Annotated in this window: 17 protein-coding genes; 1 reads left to right on the forward strand and 16 read right to left on the reverse strand. The window is 42.6% G+C overall.

Annotated features, from left to right (window positions below):
• Position 1: 1 nt before the first annotated feature.
• The 11 genes from D3H55_RS12285 to D3H55_RS12340 form a co-directional block, all read right to left on the reverse strand.
• A complete protein-coding gene (locus D3H55_RS12285; protein ID WP_119547210.1) occupies positions 2 to 820 on the reverse strand; it encodes a heptaprenyl diphosphate synthase component 1 in 819 nt (272 codons plus the stop codon).
• A 161-nt stretch (positions 821 to 981) separates the two neighbouring features.
• Positions 982 to 1,212: a trp RNA-binding attenuation protein MtrB gene (gene mtrB / locus D3H55_RS12290; protein WP_168413058.1), complete on the reverse strand. Its 231-nt coding sequence runs from the start codon at positions 1,210 to 1,212 to the stop codon at positions 982 to 984.
• 307 nt (positions 1,213 to 1,519) lie between these two features.
• Positions 1,520 to 1,792: an HU family DNA-binding protein gene (locus D3H55_RS12295; RefSeq protein WP_113928653.1), complete on the reverse strand. Its 273-nt coding sequence runs from the start codon at positions 1,790 to 1,792 to the stop codon at positions 1,520 to 1,522.
• Between the two features lie 431 nt (positions 1,793 to 2,223).
• The gene (spoIVA, locus tag D3H55_RS12305) at positions 2,224 to 3,702 is read right to left on the reverse strand and encodes a stage IV sporulation protein A (protein WP_119547212.1); all 1,479 of its coding nucleotides are present in this window, start codon (positions 3,700 to 3,702) and stop codon (positions 2,224 to 2,226) included.
• A 233-nt stretch (positions 3,703 to 3,935) separates the two neighbouring features.
• Positions 3,936 to 4,643 (reverse strand): YphF family lipoprotein, encoded by a 708-nt coding sequence (locus D3H55_RS12310; protein WP_119547213.1) that lies wholly within the window; start codon positions 4,641 to 4,643, stop codon positions 3,936 to 3,938.
• A 29-nt stretch (positions 4,644 to 4,672) separates the two neighbouring features.
• Positions 4,673 to 4,870, reverse strand: coding sequence for a DUF2768 domain-containing protein (locus tag D3H55_RS12315; RefSeq protein WP_119547214.1), 198 nt, complete (start codon positions 4,868 to 4,870; stop codon positions 4,673 to 4,675).
• 415 nt (positions 4,871 to 5,285) lie between these two features.
• A complete protein-coding gene (locus D3H55_RS12320) occupies positions 5,286 to 6,326 on the reverse strand; it encodes an NAD(P)H-dependent glycerol-3-phosphate dehydrogenase (protein ID WP_136035698.1) in 1,041 nt (346 codons plus the stop codon).
• An 18-nt stretch (positions 6,327 to 6,344) separates the two neighbouring features.
• Positions 6,345 to 7,655 carry a ribosome biogenesis GTPase Der gene (der, locus tag D3H55_RS12325; RefSeq protein WP_119547216.1) on the reverse strand — a complete coding sequence of 437 codons (1,311 nt, stop codon included), beginning with the start codon at positions 7,653 to 7,655 and terminating at the stop codon, positions 6,345 to 6,347.
• A gap of 405 nt (positions 7,656 to 8,060) precedes the next feature.
• A complete protein-coding gene (locus tag D3H55_RS12330; protein WP_119547217.1) occupies positions 8,061 to 8,249 on the reverse strand; it encodes a capping complex subunit for YIEGIA in 189 nt (62 codons plus the stop codon).
• Positions 8,246 to 9,142 carry a YIEGIA family protein gene (locus tag D3H55_RS12335; protein ID WP_119547218.1) on the reverse strand — a complete coding sequence of 299 codons (897 nt, stop codon included), beginning with the start codon at positions 9,140 to 9,142 and terminating at the stop codon, positions 8,246 to 8,248. The genes D3H55_RS12330 and D3H55_RS12335 overlap by 4 nt, the downstream gene beginning before the upstream one ends.
• Positions 9,139 to 9,759: a YphA family membrane protein gene (locus tag D3H55_RS12340; protein ID WP_119547219.1), complete on the reverse strand. Its 621-nt coding sequence runs from the start codon at positions 9,757 to 9,759 to the stop codon at positions 9,139 to 9,141. The genes D3H55_RS12335 and D3H55_RS12340 overlap by 4 nt, the downstream gene beginning before the upstream one ends.
• A 104-nt stretch (positions 9,760 to 9,863) precedes the next feature.
• Here D3H55_RS12340 and D3H55_RS12345 point away from each other — a divergent pair, with 104 nt between their 5' ends.
• Positions 9,864 to 9,995, forward strand: coding sequence for a YpzI family protein (locus D3H55_RS12345; RefSeq protein WP_119547220.1), 132 nt, complete (start codon positions 9,864 to 9,866; stop codon positions 9,993 to 9,995).
• Positions 9,996 to 10,297: 302 nt separating this feature from the next.
• Here the strand turns inward: D3H55_RS12345 and rpsA are convergent, their stop codons facing one another.
• The 5 genes from rpsA to D3H55_RS12370 all read right to left on the reverse strand — a co-directional run bounded on the left by rpsA (position 10,298) and on the right by D3H55_RS12370 (position 13,904).
• Entirely contained in the window at positions 10,298 to 11,437 is a 1,140-nt protein-coding gene (gene rpsA, locus D3H55_RS12350) for a 30S ribosomal protein S1 (protein ID WP_119547221.1), read from the reverse strand.
• A 119-nt stretch (positions 11,438 to 11,556) separates the two neighbouring features.
• Positions 11,557 to 12,138: a lysophospholipid acyltransferase family protein gene (locus tag D3H55_RS12355; RefSeq protein ID WP_119547222.1), complete on the reverse strand. Its 582-nt coding sequence runs from the start codon at positions 12,136 to 12,138 to the stop codon at positions 11,557 to 11,559.
• Positions 12,138 to 12,815, reverse strand: coding sequence for a (d)CMP kinase (gene cmk, locus D3H55_RS12360; RefSeq protein WP_119547223.1), 678 nt, complete (start codon positions 12,813 to 12,815; stop codon positions 12,138 to 12,140). Before cmk ends, D3H55_RS12355 begins: the two co-directional genes overlap by 1 nt.
• Positions 12,816 to 12,981: 166 nt before the next feature.
• Positions 12,982 to 13,164: a YpfB family protein gene (locus D3H55_RS12365; protein ID WP_240628562.1), complete on the reverse strand. Its 183-nt coding sequence runs from the start codon at positions 13,162 to 13,164 to the stop codon at positions 12,982 to 12,984.
• Between the two features lie 92 nt (positions 13,165 to 13,256).
• Positions 13,257 to 13,904 (reverse strand): flagellar brake protein, encoded by a 648-nt coding sequence (locus D3H55_RS12370; protein ID WP_119547225.1) that lies wholly within the window; start codon positions 13,902 to 13,904, stop codon positions 13,257 to 13,259.
• Positions 13,905 to 14,252: the final 348 nt, after the last annotated feature.

Genomic DNA, 14,252 nt, shown 5'->3' on the forward strand with positions numbered 1-14,252 from the left:
ATTAACCCTCTTCCGCAAAAATTTTCGTGTATGGCCTGGTTTGTTCTAACAACGAAAGAATCCGGCCTTCTATGAACTGGCCGTCAAAGGATTCACTTCTCATCATTTTTGAGATTCTATCTCTCGACTCTAATATATATCCGGTAAACACTCTTCCCAGCTTCTGTTTCTGTAAGACAGGCAAGGGAGGAGATGCTTCACCGGCAGATAATGCTGTATTCAGAGATGGGAGAAGCGGGGTGATAACGCCCTGTTCCAGCTTTCTCTCCTCATGGACCAGCCTCTGCAAAAACAATATTTCCCTGACCAGCTCCTGCCATTGCGTGTTTCCATAATGTTCAAGGAAGCTGTTGATGACCGCCGACTCGATTGTCTTTACACTATCCATGATCTGCTGAACATTAAGAAATTCATTTTTGTATAGTGAAATCTTGCTTTCATTCACGGTTTTGATAGCTTGCGCCAGAAGGGTGATCAAGCTGACATTTTCCAGCTCGGAAAGGATTTTGTAATATTGGCCGCTGAAATAAACGCCTGCCAATACAGTCAGCTGCCTTTCCTTAAGTGAATCCTTTGGTGAGTTTGTTACTTTTTCATGGGTATCCAGGCCGATTTGGATCAACATGACAGTTGAAATCAAACGGATGACTTCCTCATCATCCAATTCTTTCTCCTTCGTGAAAGGAAGGAGCAGAAAGCTGATCCTGTCTTCATCAATTTGCGGAGAATCAATATACTGTTGCAAATAAGAGTAGGATAACTTCTCTTCGACATAGTGTTTTATTGATGCTTCAAGATGAAAACAGTCCAAATGTTTCATAAACCTAAATCCCCATTTCGTATATGTATCTACTTAGTCGTTTCAGCAACAAATATTATAACATAATAACCCAAGCCGGGCGAATACAACAACTCCCCCGGTTGTGAAGAAGGATGCTTCCCTTTAAGGCATGGGGGCAATTGCCCAGCAGAGACCCCGTGTTATTTTTCTTTAATATCGCTTTCTATTTCCCCATTTCCGGTAATGATTTTCGCTTTGCCGCGGACCTTGATAGCCGAGGTATGCTCAGTGAATTGTGCAATCATCACTTCGCCCTTATCCAGCTTTTCGGAATGGTGGAATTTAGTATCCGTCCCTCTGGTCAGCCCTATTACATTTACACCGTCTTCTATCGCTTTTATAACTATATAATCTGATTGGCTGTTTGCCATTTTCTTCACTCCATTCATCTCCATTTGTGAACAATTTCATCTTACCGAATATTGTATCAAAGATCAGCATCGTTCATAAGCTATATGCTTCCCGGTAAGCCTGCAAACAACAGATTTTCTTAAAGTATAGCCGTTCCCGAAATTTGCTGCCTTCAGGAAAATTCAACTCTCGAAATATGCAGAGCAGCTCTTTTCTTCATACTTTCAGGATTTTTCGGTTAACTGCCAGTATACAGTTGAGGAGCTTAAATAATAGAAAAAAGAGCTGCACGGATTGCAGCTCTTTTTTCACGCTAAAGGTATGTAATTATTTTACAGCATCTTTAAGCGCTTTACCTGGTTTGAATGCAGGCACCTTGCTAGCTGAGATTTCGATTTCTTCTCCAGTTTGCGGGTTGCGTCCTTTGCGGGCTGCACGTTCGCGGACTTCGAAGTTACCGAAACCGATCAATTGTACTTTATCACCATTTGCCAGTGCGTTTTGAATACTTTCAAAAACGGCATCAACTGCTTTTGTAGCATCCTTTTTAGAAAGCTCAGCAGCTTCAGCAACAGCATTGATTAGTTCTGTCTTGTTCATGCCATTCACCTCCTCCCAAAGGAAATGTTTCAGTCATGATTCATATAACTGTCTTGTTACATTTGTGAACATAATTTTCGGTTTCTATACCTGGTCAAACATAAAAACCGTCAAAAACGTTGTAGAATCAATGTTCGACATCAATTCTGTTAAAAGATTATCATATAAAAATAAGGTTAGCAAGAATAATTCAATAATTAATGGGAATCTTTTCTTTTTCAGGGGTGTAATTCTTTTTAGAGAACAATTTCTGCTGTTATTTTCAAATCCCTGGTCCTCTTTCACTTCAAAAACCCCTGAACAAAAGGGTTATTAGATTATAGCCATATCATTTGTTTCTTAATAAAGCAAAATTCACTCCACATCGAGAAGCCTCATCCACGAGAAATATCCAATCCAATAAAAAAAAAGACTCTCAAAAAGAGAGCCTTCTATAAGATAATGGCGATCATTCCGCCGGATCCTTCGTTAATGATCCTTTCAAGGGTATCCTTAAGCTTGTATCGGGCATTTTCCGGCATCAGCGACAACTTTGCCTGTATGCCTTCCCTGACGATGGAGCTCAGGCTGCGGCCAAAGATATCGGAATTCCAGATGGACAGCGGATCATCTTCGAAGTCCTGCATCAAGTACCTGACCAATTCTTCGCTTTGCTTTTCTGTACCGATAATCGGTTCGAACTTCGACTGAACATCCACTTTGATCATATGGATGGATGGGGCCACAGCCTTCAAGCTGACACCGAAACGGGAACCCTGGCGAATGATTTCCGGCTCATCCAAACTCATATCGTTCAATGATGGAGCGGCAATGCCATAACCTGTTTGTTTCACCATCTTCAGCGCATCTGCCACTTGATCATATTCGCGCTTGGCATGAGCAAAATCCTGCATCAATTCGAGCAGATGATCCTTGCCCCGGATTTCGACTCCGACAATTTCTTTTAATACCTCATCATATAGTTCATCCGGCGCATACAGATCAATTTCTGCAACCCCCTGCCCCATCTCGATCCCTGCCAATCCGGCTCTTTCGATATATTCGAACTCACTGAAATAATGGACTACACGGTCCACATCCCTTAACCGCTTAATGTCTTTGACCGTTTCTTTGACGGCTTCCTGATAATTTTCCCGCAGCCAGTGATCTTCGTTCAGTACCATTACCCAGCTTGGAAGGTTCACATTCACTTCGAGCACAGGGAATTCAAATAGTGCTTCCCGAAGAACATTCAGAACATCTGAATCTCTCATACTTTCAACACTCATGGCGATAACAGGAATATCATATTTCTCTTGAAGTTTCAGACGAAGATCTTCCGTTTCAGGAGCATGAGGCTTAACGGAATTAATAACCATGATGAAAGGTTTTCCAACTTCTTTCAGTTCTTCTATTACTCTTTCTTCCGCAACCAGATAGTCGCTTCTCGGAATTTCACCGATGGAACCATCTGTTGTGACCACAACGCCTATTGTCGAGTGTTCCTGGATGACCTTGCGAGTTCCGATTTCAGCTGCTTCATGGAACGGGATTGGTTCTTCATACCATGGCGTATTGATCATTCTTGGTCCGTTCTCATCCTCGTAGCCCTTTGCCCCTGGAACCGTGTAACCTACACAGTCCACAAGGCGGATGTTGACGTCTAGTCCTTCATCCACATGTACGGAAACAGCCTGATTCGGGACAAATTTCGGTTCAGTCGTCATGATGGTTTTTCCAGCTGCGCTTTGCGGCAGTTCATCCTGGGCACGTGCGCGTTCAGACTCACTTGAAATATTAGGAAGGACGACAAGCTCCATGAATTTCTTGATGAATGTCGATTTCCCTGTTCGAACGGCTCCTACAACACCTAGGTAAATATCTCCGCCGGTTCTTTCTGCAATGTCTTTGAATAGATCTACTCTTTCCAAGAGATTCCCTCCAATCTTTATCTTCCAGGGATGTTTCATCCGGTTAGCTGTTTGGACATTCTATATTTATGATGTTGTCCCAATTACTTATGACTATTAATATGTTTTTTTTGTCTCCTTATTACTAAAAAAGGAAAAATTAATAGGATATGAGACAAAAAGTTGAGACGGGAAACGAGATAATGAAAAAACCCCTTTCCTTACAAATATATTTTGCAGGAAAGGGGTTATGCCTATTTCATCATAAAGACTGGTTCTTTCTTTTCATCAACAGTATACGGTGGAGAATAAGCCGGCACAAAAGATGAGTTTTCCGTCAAAATCGGACGGATATCCTCCCCTTCTTTTACGCTGTAATCGTTTTCCTTAAGCGCACTGTTCAAGTCATTTCTGTAATCAACGAAAATCTCCCCGCTGCCGTTAATCAGCAATGGCAGGTTCTGGTTGGAGTACGGACTGACCACGAAAGGTTCTTCCTTATAGCCGATCTTTGAATAATCGAGTGTATAAACATTATCTGCTATACTCTCTTTAAAAGGCGGGTAGCCTGTGGATTGAATCCTGATATTGATTTCGCGTATCTTTTCGGCAATCCTTAAATCAAAAATTTTCACAGTCGGATTTTCTTCGACATCAATCAGGACATATTGGAATACACCGCCGTTTTCATATGCATTTCCGGGAACCTCGGAAAGGAACTTACCTTTCAGTTTGTTAAAATCGATTGGATATTTTATATAGATAGGTGTATCTTCATCTCTAGTTTTAATCGGAAGGATTCCGCCATTATCTGACTGGAACTTCTCGACTGCAGACTGAACAATTTCTATTTGGTCTTCATGCGGCAGCTGATTTTTTTGAAGCTGGTCCTCCGGGTATAGACAACCTGCCAAAAGAGAGGCTGTAAGCACCATGAGGAGCACAAGTTTCAGTTTTTTCAAAAATAACACATCCTTAAAGCATAGCTTATCTAATTTGTCGGTCCGCTCAATACGATATAGGCCATCATCAATCCGCCGGATATCATTAGTACATATGCAATCAGTGCAGTAATAAAGCGGAAAAAGCCTTTTTTCAATTTATATCTGCTCACGTAGATCGTTAATATCGCAAGGATCATAAAGCCCATAGAAGCGAATGAAACCCACATTTTCATCATCGAAGACATTGGACGTCCCTCCTTATTTGTCGAAAGTATTATATCACACCATTTGTGAAAGTTAATAGCGAGGGAAAATAATTCACTTTAATGTCGTTTTTACATCCTGATGCTGAGGTGCCATGAAGGGATATAGGAATCTGGAAAGATGTTATATCCCTGCCCTTCCTGCAGCCGGCCATCCGGCCATTTTTTCTCAATGATTATCGTAAAATCTTGATGATGGTCAACAGTCTAGTCTATAAATACAGTTCTGATTAGCACTTGAAAGCCTGTGAATGTGCAAAAAAAAGACCGAAGCAAGGGAAGAATCCCTCCTTCAGTCCACATGACAGTTACCCCATCCAGGTTTCAAGCTGTTTATGTTCCATTCATCGTATGCATGAAAAGGATAAATGCACCATCGAATGCCCATTTAAGTGAATTATTCCGTCATCTTTTCGCCTAAGATATTGAAAAGGTCTTCCATCTCATGGGTCTTCATCCGCCCCATCAAGGAATCAACTGCCTGTTTAGGAGGTACGTCATTGAAAAGGACCTCATACAACGCTTGAGTAATAGGCATCTGTACATTGTATTTCCGGGCAAGCTGGTGGGCCGCTTTCGTAGTCCTTACCCCTTCAACGACCATTCCCATATCGTCCAGGACATTTTGGAGTTTCATACCTTTGCCGAGCTGATTTCCGGCTCTCCAGTTTCTGGAGTGAACGCTTGTACATGTGACGATTAAATCACCTATGCCGGTTAACCCCGAAAATGTAAGCGGGTTGGCACCCATCTTACTTCCCAGCCGTGCAATTTCCGCCAGTCCCCTTGTGATAAGCGCCGCCTTTGCGTTATCCCCGTAGCCGAGGCCGTCCGTGATCCCGGCAGCAAGAGCGATGATATTCTTTAAAGCCCCTCCGATTTCAACTCCGACCACATCAGGGTTTGTATAGACCCTGAAATGCTGATTCATGAAGAGATCCTGTACATGCTCAGCAGCTTCCATATTTACAGAGGAAACCGTAACAGTTGTTGGATGCCTCAGACTTACTTCTTCAGCATGGCTTGGCCCTGACAGCACGACTACATCCCTGAGTGAGCGGTCATCCATTTCTTCTGTGATCATTTCTGATATCCTCAGCAGCGTATCAGGTTCGATCCCTTTACTGACATGCACAATTATTACAGGGTTTGACACCGTCTTCTTCACCTTTTGAAGCACTTCCCTGACAGCTTTTGTCGGGACGGCAAGAATGACCGTTTCCACGCCTTCCAAGGCTCCACTAAGATCTGAAAAACCTTTGATCCCTTCAGGAAGCTTGATGCCCTTCAGATACTTTTCATTGGTATGTTTGGAGTTGATTTCTTCCATTTGTTCAGCTTTATGGCCCCAGAGATTCACAGTATGCCCGTTATCAGCAAGGACCATCGCGAGTGCTGTTCCCCAGCTTCCCGCTCCCAGTACAGTGATTGTTTTCACTTTTCTCACCCTCCAGATTTATTTTCGTGCACGCGCGATAATTCGGATCGGTGTCCCTTCAAAAACAAATGCCTCTCTTATCCTGTTTTCAAGGAAACGTGCATATGAAAAGTGCATCAATTCTGGTTCATTTACAAAAACAACAAAAGTAGGCGGCTTGACTGCCACTTGGGTTGCATAGAATACTTTGAGTCTCTTCCCTTTATCAGTAGGTGTAGGGTTCATAGCCACGGCATCGGCAATGACTTCATTCAGGATGCTGGACTGGACTCTTAATGCATGATTCTCACTTACCTGATTGATTGCCGGAATCAGTGTGTGAATCCTTCTTTTCGTCTTTGCAGATAAGAAGATGATTGGAGCATAATCAAGGAACAGGAAGTGCTCTCTGATATTCTGCTCGAAATTCTTCATCGTTTTTTCATCTTTTTCAACGGCATCCCATTTATTGACGACAATGATGACACCACGCCCTGCTTCATGGGCATAACCAGCAATCTTTTTGTCCTGCTCAATGATCCCTTCTTCTCCATCTATAACGACCAGGACAACATCAGAACGTTCAATCGCCCTTAAAGCACGTAGTACACTATATTTTTCTGTCGATTCATAAACTTTTCCTTTTTTCCTCATGCCTGCTGTATCGATGATGACATATTCCTGCCCGTCAACCTTAAGCTTCGAGTCTATGGCATCCCTTGTTGTGCCTGCCACATTGCTGACAATGACCCGGTCTTCACCAAGCATCGCATTGACCAGGGAAGATTTGCCGACGTTTGGACGCCCAATCAGCGAGAATTTGATAACATCCTCCGCATAAGCTTCTCCTGAATCTTTGTTGAAGTTTTTGGCTACCTCATCAAGCATGTCCCCAAGGCCGATTCCGTGAGATCCAGAAATAGGAAACGGCTCTCCGAAACCTAAAGAGTAGAAGTCATACACAAGTTCCCTCATTTCAGGATTATCTATCTTATTGACTGCCAGAACGACCGGCTTTTTGGAACGGTAAAGGATTTTTGCCACTATTTCATCTGCAGCTGTTACACCTTCCCGACCATTGGTCAAAAAGATGATGACATCGGCTTCATCAATCGCAATTTCAGCCTGCTGCCGGATTTGCTCAAGAAATGGTTCATCCCCGATTTCGATTCCCCCGGTATCAATGATATTGAAATCATGAGTCAGCCAATCAGCTGAACTGTATATCCGGTCTCTCGTCACTCCCGGCACATCTTCCACGATGGAAATTCTCTCCCCGACAATTCGGTTAAAGATGGTGGACTTCCCAACATTGGGACGCCCTACAATTGCAACAACTGGTTTTGTCACATTGTTCACCCTTTCTATTAGTTAAGTGCAATAAAGGCCGTTTTCAAATGTTTCGTTTTTAAAGAAGAATTACTTATTATGTTAATTGCAGGCTTTTTCCATGTGGGTTTGCCGCACGTTCTCTCCATTTATCAATAGTTCAGAAAAAGAGCCTGATTTCTCAATCTTCATATCTTCAACGATTCACAATGCTTGTCTTCCTTTGACTTCGGCTGGTATTAAGGAGAATTATCCAGTGATTGAATATAAATGAAAAACTGACCCTTTAAGGTATTTTGTCTCCTTACAGGCCAGCCCCCTTAACTTCGTTATTTTATCAGTAAATGCAATTTCTAGCAATTAATCTTAAGAGTTTCCTGCTTTATTGCAGGCCGTCCAGGGAAAAAACCAATCAAAATGGCTCACTCAATGGCGGACAATGATGAACAACCCATCGTCCAGTTCATGAGCGATCCCGTCCAGTATGGCTTCTAGATTTGCCGATACCTTCTCCAGCTCCTTTTGAGTCTTGCAATGAAAAACAGCTGTTCCGCTTGGTATCTTCTCCGGATAGGTGGTCACAGCTGCAAGGATGAACTTATCTACAGTACTCATTTAAGCTTTCTCCCCTTTTCATTTGCTTTAGATTCAGTCGGCATGCGGATGGCATTTTCGAGGGTCGGTACCTGCCCTAGTACAGCAATCGCCTTTTCAACATCCTTCTTTTGAGGGAGGACGAAAACCCCCACCCTTCCGTCATCCAGATCTCTCTTAGCCAGAGGAGTCAGTGCCGGAGTCCCGGAATCCTTATATATTCCAAGCGTTGTAGAAACGTCATGCAAAATCGCCTGCCTCTGGCCCAGGTTTGCTATGGTCGATCTCGAATCAAATGATTTGGGGGTTAGTATGAAACCCATCCCGTATCTTAATATTTCCTCTTGGCGGGCAGGAAGACCGATATTCATTATATAGATATTATCCACATACAGGCCAGCCCCATCAAAATGTGGTTCTATAAATTCTATATCGACTATATCCTTCAGCTTCCCTCCAGCCATGAGCATGTGAGCCACCAAAATACTAATGATCCCCACTACGAGGGCTCCCCAGAAGTTAACGATTAAATAGGCCAGAGTCGTGAGCAATGAAGTGAAGATCACAAGGTAGTTCCTGCTTTCAAACGCCACAGCTATTCCTTCTATGTATGTAGCGCCGCGAGGCACCAGCTCAAAGGCATCCAGTTCAGTCAATGTGTTCCTTTCCATATTCCGTACATCCCTGAACTGGGAAGCAGCAACAGTCAAGAAGGTTATAGCTGTGAAATTCTCTTCCAATAAAGCCGGGACAGCGATTGTTCCTAAGCCTGCTGCAATGAATCCCAAAGCAATATGTATGATTTTCCCATGTAAATAGGTTGGATACTGCCGGTAATCCGTTCTGAGCATGTAAATGCGTGTTAAAGTTCCTATCAGTACTCCGAAAACAACCGGGTAAACATATTCATTCATATATTCTTGACTTCTCCTTTTTTAAGTGCAGATTTGATGAGGCTGGATTGTGTGTCTGTTAAGGACTGGACCAGATGCACGGCACATCCGCCGACTACTAAAATGGAAAGGACATCAAGAAAAAAATGGGTTCCTATCTGGTAAGGCAAATTCGATTCTAAGAAGACCGCTCCCGTCAGGAAGTCCCCCAAGATCATTCCAATGATTATAGCCAGCAGCCTCTTTTGTGAGTATTTCATCCGTCCATACATGAGTAAGGATAAGATAAGGATGATGACAGTCACCATTATTTTTTTGTCGACAACCAGTATGACCGGGTCATAAAATGTTAACAGGGAAAAACTGGAGTATGACATTGCGATTATAAAGCTGCACAAAAATAAATAGACCTTTTCAGATAAGGAATACCTTCTGATGAACATCATTGAAAGAAGAAATATAAGGACCGCAGTAACACCTGTTTGATATCCTGGCAGACTAACTCCAAAGGGAAAACTAATGATCAATATAAGAGCTGCTACTGAACTCCTGAACCGCCAGTAATTGTCCTTGTTCAAAAGAAACGTACTAATGATCCAGCCTGCCCACATCAGCCATAAGAAAAACGAACCTTCCATGTACCTACCTCCTATTATTCCATTATGGAAAATCTTTATGTAATCCATTCATGCATACTTAAAAACTTTTAGAAAAAATTAAAATTACAGGAGGTGTTGTTAAAATGGGAAAAGATCGCCAGGAGAAAAAACTGAGAGAAAGCGGAAGAGTTGAGTCTGACAGAGATCAATCACTTGAAAAAGCAGGCTCTACCCGATTGGAAAGCCCTGAGGAATCGAGAAGGGCACAGAGGTAAGAGCTGCGATAAGCCCTGCTGAAGCTGCTGAAGCAGGGCTTCCATTTGACTCCAATATGACTAACCCTGCTCCAGCCTTAAGGTTGCAGCGGGGTTTGTGATGATAATGCTGCTGGTTATCCTTGAAATCTTTTTTCGGAAACAAGCATGGTTCATGTTTAATTGACAGCTTCAAATTACAATTCCGCTTTTTACAAATTTCGCTTCTATATTACTGCTTCCATTAAAAATACCGTGCACATAATTTAGTTGTGTAAGAAACACAAAAAAAGCCGGCCATTTTACCGGCCGGCTTTTTCAAATTATTTTTTGAAGTTTTTTAACTTGTCGCCAATCATATCACCAAGCTGGAAGCCTGTGTTTTCTTCAGGCATCTCATAGTTATCATAATCATCAGCAGGCTTTTCTTCAAGTTCTTTGATGCTTAGTGACAGACGCTGTTCGCCTTCATTCACATCAAGTACTTTGACTTTTACAGTCTGGCCTTCTTCAAGAACTTCATGAGGAGTTCCGATATGCTTATGAGAGATTTGTGAGATGTGTACCAGTCCTTCGACCCCAGGGAAAACCTCAACGAAAGCTCCGTATGAAACAAGACGTTTCACTTCACCTTCCAGAACTTCCCCTTTAGGCGCCTTGCTGGAAATATCATTCCATGGTCCAGGCAGCGTTTCTTTGATGGAAAGGGAAATCCTTTCATTGTCACGGTCCACTGACAGCACTTTCACATTTACCTTTTGCCCTTCAGAAACTACATCCGACGGTTTCTCTACATGCTCATGTGAAAGCTGGGAGATATGCACCAGCCCGTCGACTCCTCCGATGTCAACAAACGCACCGAAATCAGTGAGGCGCTGAACAGTCCCTTCAAGGACCTCTCCTGTCTGGATTTTATCCAGTACTTCTTTCTTCTGCTCTTCCTTTTGCTCTTCGACAACTGCACGATGAGAAAGGATCAAGCGGTTCTTATCTTTTTCCAATTCAACAATTTTAAAAGTCAACGTTTTTCCTTTGTAATCACTGAAATCTTCAACGTAGTGATCTTCAACAAGTGAAGCAGGCACAAATCCGCGCACTCCAAGATCTACTACCAGGCCGCCTTTGACTACATCCTTCACTTCAGCTTCGAAAACCTCTCCGCTTTCAAATCGGCCTTGCATTTCATCCCATGCTTTTTCAGCGTCAACTTTACGTTTGGAAAGGACAAGAAGCTCCTCTTCCACTTTCGTTACGATTAAATCAAGTACATCGCCTTCCTGGCATGCATCAGAAGCTTTTTCAATATGGAGGCTGGATAATTCACTGATCGGAATAATGCCGTCCACTTTGCTGTCTTCCACATCAACAAGGACTTGCTTTTCTTCTACTTTCGTGACTGTTCCCTTAACCTTGTCACCAACTTCAAGGTTATTTACTTCCACTTGGTTCATGTCTTCTACCATATGTACTCCTCCTTAATCCTTGACTGCTAATCATTCTAAAGTGAGTGAATTCACTTATCTTTAAAAATATTCTTTCTACTAACTTCTAATAAATGGCTTCATTTGTCAAGCAGAAAACCTTACCGATGCTCATCCAAAAGTTTTTGGATATCGCCCATTATCTCCGCAGTGACAGCTTCCGCATTTGCCTTTTCCTCTTTCAGCCTTTCAAGGTAAACCGGCGGCCCGAATACGACCTTAAGCTTCCTGAATGGCTTGTAAGAACCGATAATCGCACATGGCACTACCGCAGCATCCGTCCTCATCGCAAAGAACCCTGCCCCTGCCAAGCCTTTTCCTAACTTACCGGTTTTACTTCTAGTACCCTCCGGAAAAAGACCTAAAACATTATTTTCCTTTAAAATTTTCATTCCTGTCCTGAGTGCCTCTCTGTCACTCATCCCGCGCTTTACCGGGAATGCATGGACATGGGGAAGGATCGTTTTAAGGATTGGCGCCTTGAATAATTCTTCTTTCGCCATGAACGCCACCGGTCTGGGACAGCTGATCCCCACAACAGGGGGATCCAGATTATTAATATGATTGCTGCAGAGCAGGACTCCGCCGTCTTTCGGGAAATGCTCCGTTCCCTGTACCTCGATCCTGTAGAGAGGTCCCAGAATGCTTTTTACTACACCTCTTGCAAAATAGTAAAACTTCATTAAGAGCCAGTCCTTTCTGCCGCCAGAGAAAGTATCTTGTCAGCCACATCGTTTATCCCCAGTGAAGTCGTATCGATTTCAACTGCATCATCCGCTTTTTTCAGCGGGGAAACCTCCCGTTCAGAATCAAGCTTATCCCTTTGGGCAATTTCGGATTTTAACTTTTCCAAATCCGATGGTATATTTTTCTTCTTATTTTCACTGTGCCTTCTTTTTGCCCGTTCATCAACACTGGCCAGGAGAAACACCTTTACTTCCGCGTCCGGAATGACATGCGTGCCGATATCCCGTCCATCCATGACGACTCCTCCTTCGTTGGCCAGTTCCTGCTGTCTTTTGACCATCTCTTCACGGACCAGGCGATGTTTGGCCGCGATCGATACAGAATTTGTCACTTCATTCTGCCTGATTTCACCAGTTACCTCCCGGCCGTCAACGTACACCAGCTGTCCGTCAGATCCGGGAGCCAGCTCAATCTTGGTTTCCAGGAGAAGTTCATGAAGGTTTTCTTCATCATTTAAATCTACGCCGTTTTCTATAGCTTTATACGTAATTGAACGGTACATCGCCCCGGTATCAATATATACATAAGATAATTTCTCTGCTACGATTTTGGCCACAGTGCTTTTCCCAGCAGCAGCCGGTCCATCGATTGCGATTCTAAGTTTCTTTTCCATAATATTAAAACACCCACTTTATCATTCTATAGCTTAAATTCTCGTATATTTTATCATAAAAAAAGAAATACACACATAGAATGTTCAATTCGATTGAAGTTTGCTTGAAGCCAGATACCACATTTCCCGGCAAGAAAAAAAGAGAGAGCATTCAATCTCCCTCTGGTTAAGGCCGGATGCGGGCATTAAAGACATCCACGATTTCTGTATGCTCCTGCTTGTTTACCCCTTCATAAAATGCCAGTTTATTCATCTCGGGCAGAAAATCCAGCCCGTGGAAAATAACTTGGGCAATGACCAGTAGTACAAAGTGGAACAAAGCCAGTTTAATTAGTATGCTTTCAATCATGTTCAACTCAATCTTCCATCCTTTAGCAGTTTACTAAAAGTATGGGTTGTCAGGACGCCTTTTATTCCTGTATTGTTTTTAGAATCGATAATTTATTCAATTAACCCCTTATTTCTCAATGCGAGCTGCTTCTCAAAACAGAAGCGGAGAATTGTCTGCTGCTCAAGATCCTTTAATTGTTCGAACTCCAGCGAGGCAATTCTGTATGTGCTTTTCTCCCAGACCCTCACGACCCGTCCAGGAACATTGAAATAATGGCAGCCTCCTGCCTGCATTGGCAGGACCAGCAGAATTTCCACATCCATACCTGCTTCATATTCATGATTCTCCTGAACCTTGACCGCGCACCCCCCGGCACTGACATCCGTTGTAATGGTCGAATATGAGCCATCAGCCGTCATGATTGCAGCGTCGACTGCAGCGTCCACCCGTACGAATTGCCTTCTCTGGACTTTTATAAGTTCGCCGTCACCAGGGTAGTGAAGGCAGACCATGGGAATATTGCTTTTTTTCCTGCCTGTCACTTCTGTTTCGAATGAAAAAACCGTTGTTTCGTTATAAACAAAACTTACTTTCAACTGAGTTCCGTCGATTAAAAAGACTGTCCTGTCTGTTTCTGTATGTACAGGATAATCAATGTAAATTTTTGAATCCTTCTGTTCAACAAGCCTGCATCTGTATTTTTCTGCCTTATCTGCCTGAACAGGCTCAAGTGTCATGATCGTTCCGATTTTTAACATAACTACACTTCCTATATCATTTGCATATCAAGTTGTCATGAAATTTTTAAAAATTCAACAAATATGTATATAGGTATATTATGGCATGATTTTCTAATTTCGGCTATAGTTTTTATTCTGTAAAAGAAGTTTATCCTTAGCAATCAAAGGCTGTTTTCGAATAAATTGTTCCTTTCGGAAATTCCGGTACCGGATTTTCCCCCATCATTCAAAGGGTTCACTTCAGAAAAAGAACGAGCAGCTCTTTTCTTTCCTGCTTACCGGGGTATTTGCGGTAATTTATCAGGATATTATTTGATATTTATATTGAATAGCAACAAAGTTTACGAAAAGAGCCTGATCAAAAAA

The organism is Bacillus salacetis, assembly GCF_003581585.1.
Taxonomy (GTDB): Bacteria; Bacillota; Bacilli; order Bacillales; family Bacillaceae_B; genus Rossellomorea; species Rossellomorea salacetis.

What these genes read in the sequence shown, in the direction of transcription:
- D3H55_RS12285 (WP_119547210.1), bottom strand. Translation starts at nt 820, where the DNA reads ATGAAACATTTGGACTGTTTTCATCTTGAAGCATCAATAAAACACTAT.
- mtrB (WP_168413058.1), bottom strand. Translation starts at nt 1,212, where the DNA reads ATGGCAAACAGCCAATCAGATTATATAGTTATAAAAGCGATAGAAGAC.
- D3H55_RS12295 (WP_113928653.1), bottom strand. Translation starts at nt 1,792, where the DNA reads ATGAACAAGACAGAACTAATCAATGCTGTTGCTGAAGCTGCTGAGCTT.
- D3H55_RS12315 (WP_119547214.1), bottom strand. Translation starts at nt 4,870, where the DNA reads ATGTCTTCGATGATGAAAATGTGGGTTTCATTCGCTTCTATGGGCTTT.
- D3H55_RS12330 (WP_119547217.1), bottom strand. Translation starts at nt 8,249, where the DNA reads ATGAGTACTGTAGATAAGTTCATCCTTGCAGCTGTGACCACCTATCCG.
- D3H55_RS12335 (WP_119547218.1), bottom strand. Translation starts at nt 9,142, where the DNA reads ATGAATGAATATGTTTACCCGGTTGTTTTCGGAGTACTGATAGGAACT.
- D3H55_RS12340 (WP_119547219.1), bottom strand. Translation starts at nt 9,759, where the DNA reads ATGGAAGGTTCGTTTTTCTTATGGCTGATGTGGGCAGGCTGGATCATT.
- D3H55_RS12345 (WP_119547220.1), top strand. Translation starts at nt 9,864, where the DNA reads ATGGGAAAAGATCGCCAGGAGAAAAAACTGAGAGAAAGCGGAAGAGTT.
- rpsA (WP_119547221.1), bottom strand. Translation starts at nt 11,437, where the DNA reads ATGGTAGAAGACATGAACCAAGTGGAAGTAAATAACCTTGAAGTTGGT.
- D3H55_RS12355 (WP_119547222.1), bottom strand. Translation starts at nt 12,138, where the DNA reads ATGAAGTTTTACTATTTTGCAAGAGGTGTAGTAAAAAGCATTCTGGGA.
- cmk (WP_119547223.1), bottom strand. Translation starts at nt 12,815, where the DNA reads ATGGAAAAGAAACTTAGAATCGCAATCGATGGACCGGCTGCTGCTGGG.
- D3H55_RS12365 (WP_240628562.1), bottom strand. Translation starts at nt 13,164, where the DNA reads ATGATTGAAAGCATACTAATTAAACTGGCTTTGTTCCACTTTGTACTA.
- D3H55_RS12370 (WP_119547225.1), bottom strand. Translation starts at nt 13,904, where the DNA reads ATGTTAAAAATCGGAACGATCATGACACTTGAGCCTGTTCAGGCAGAT.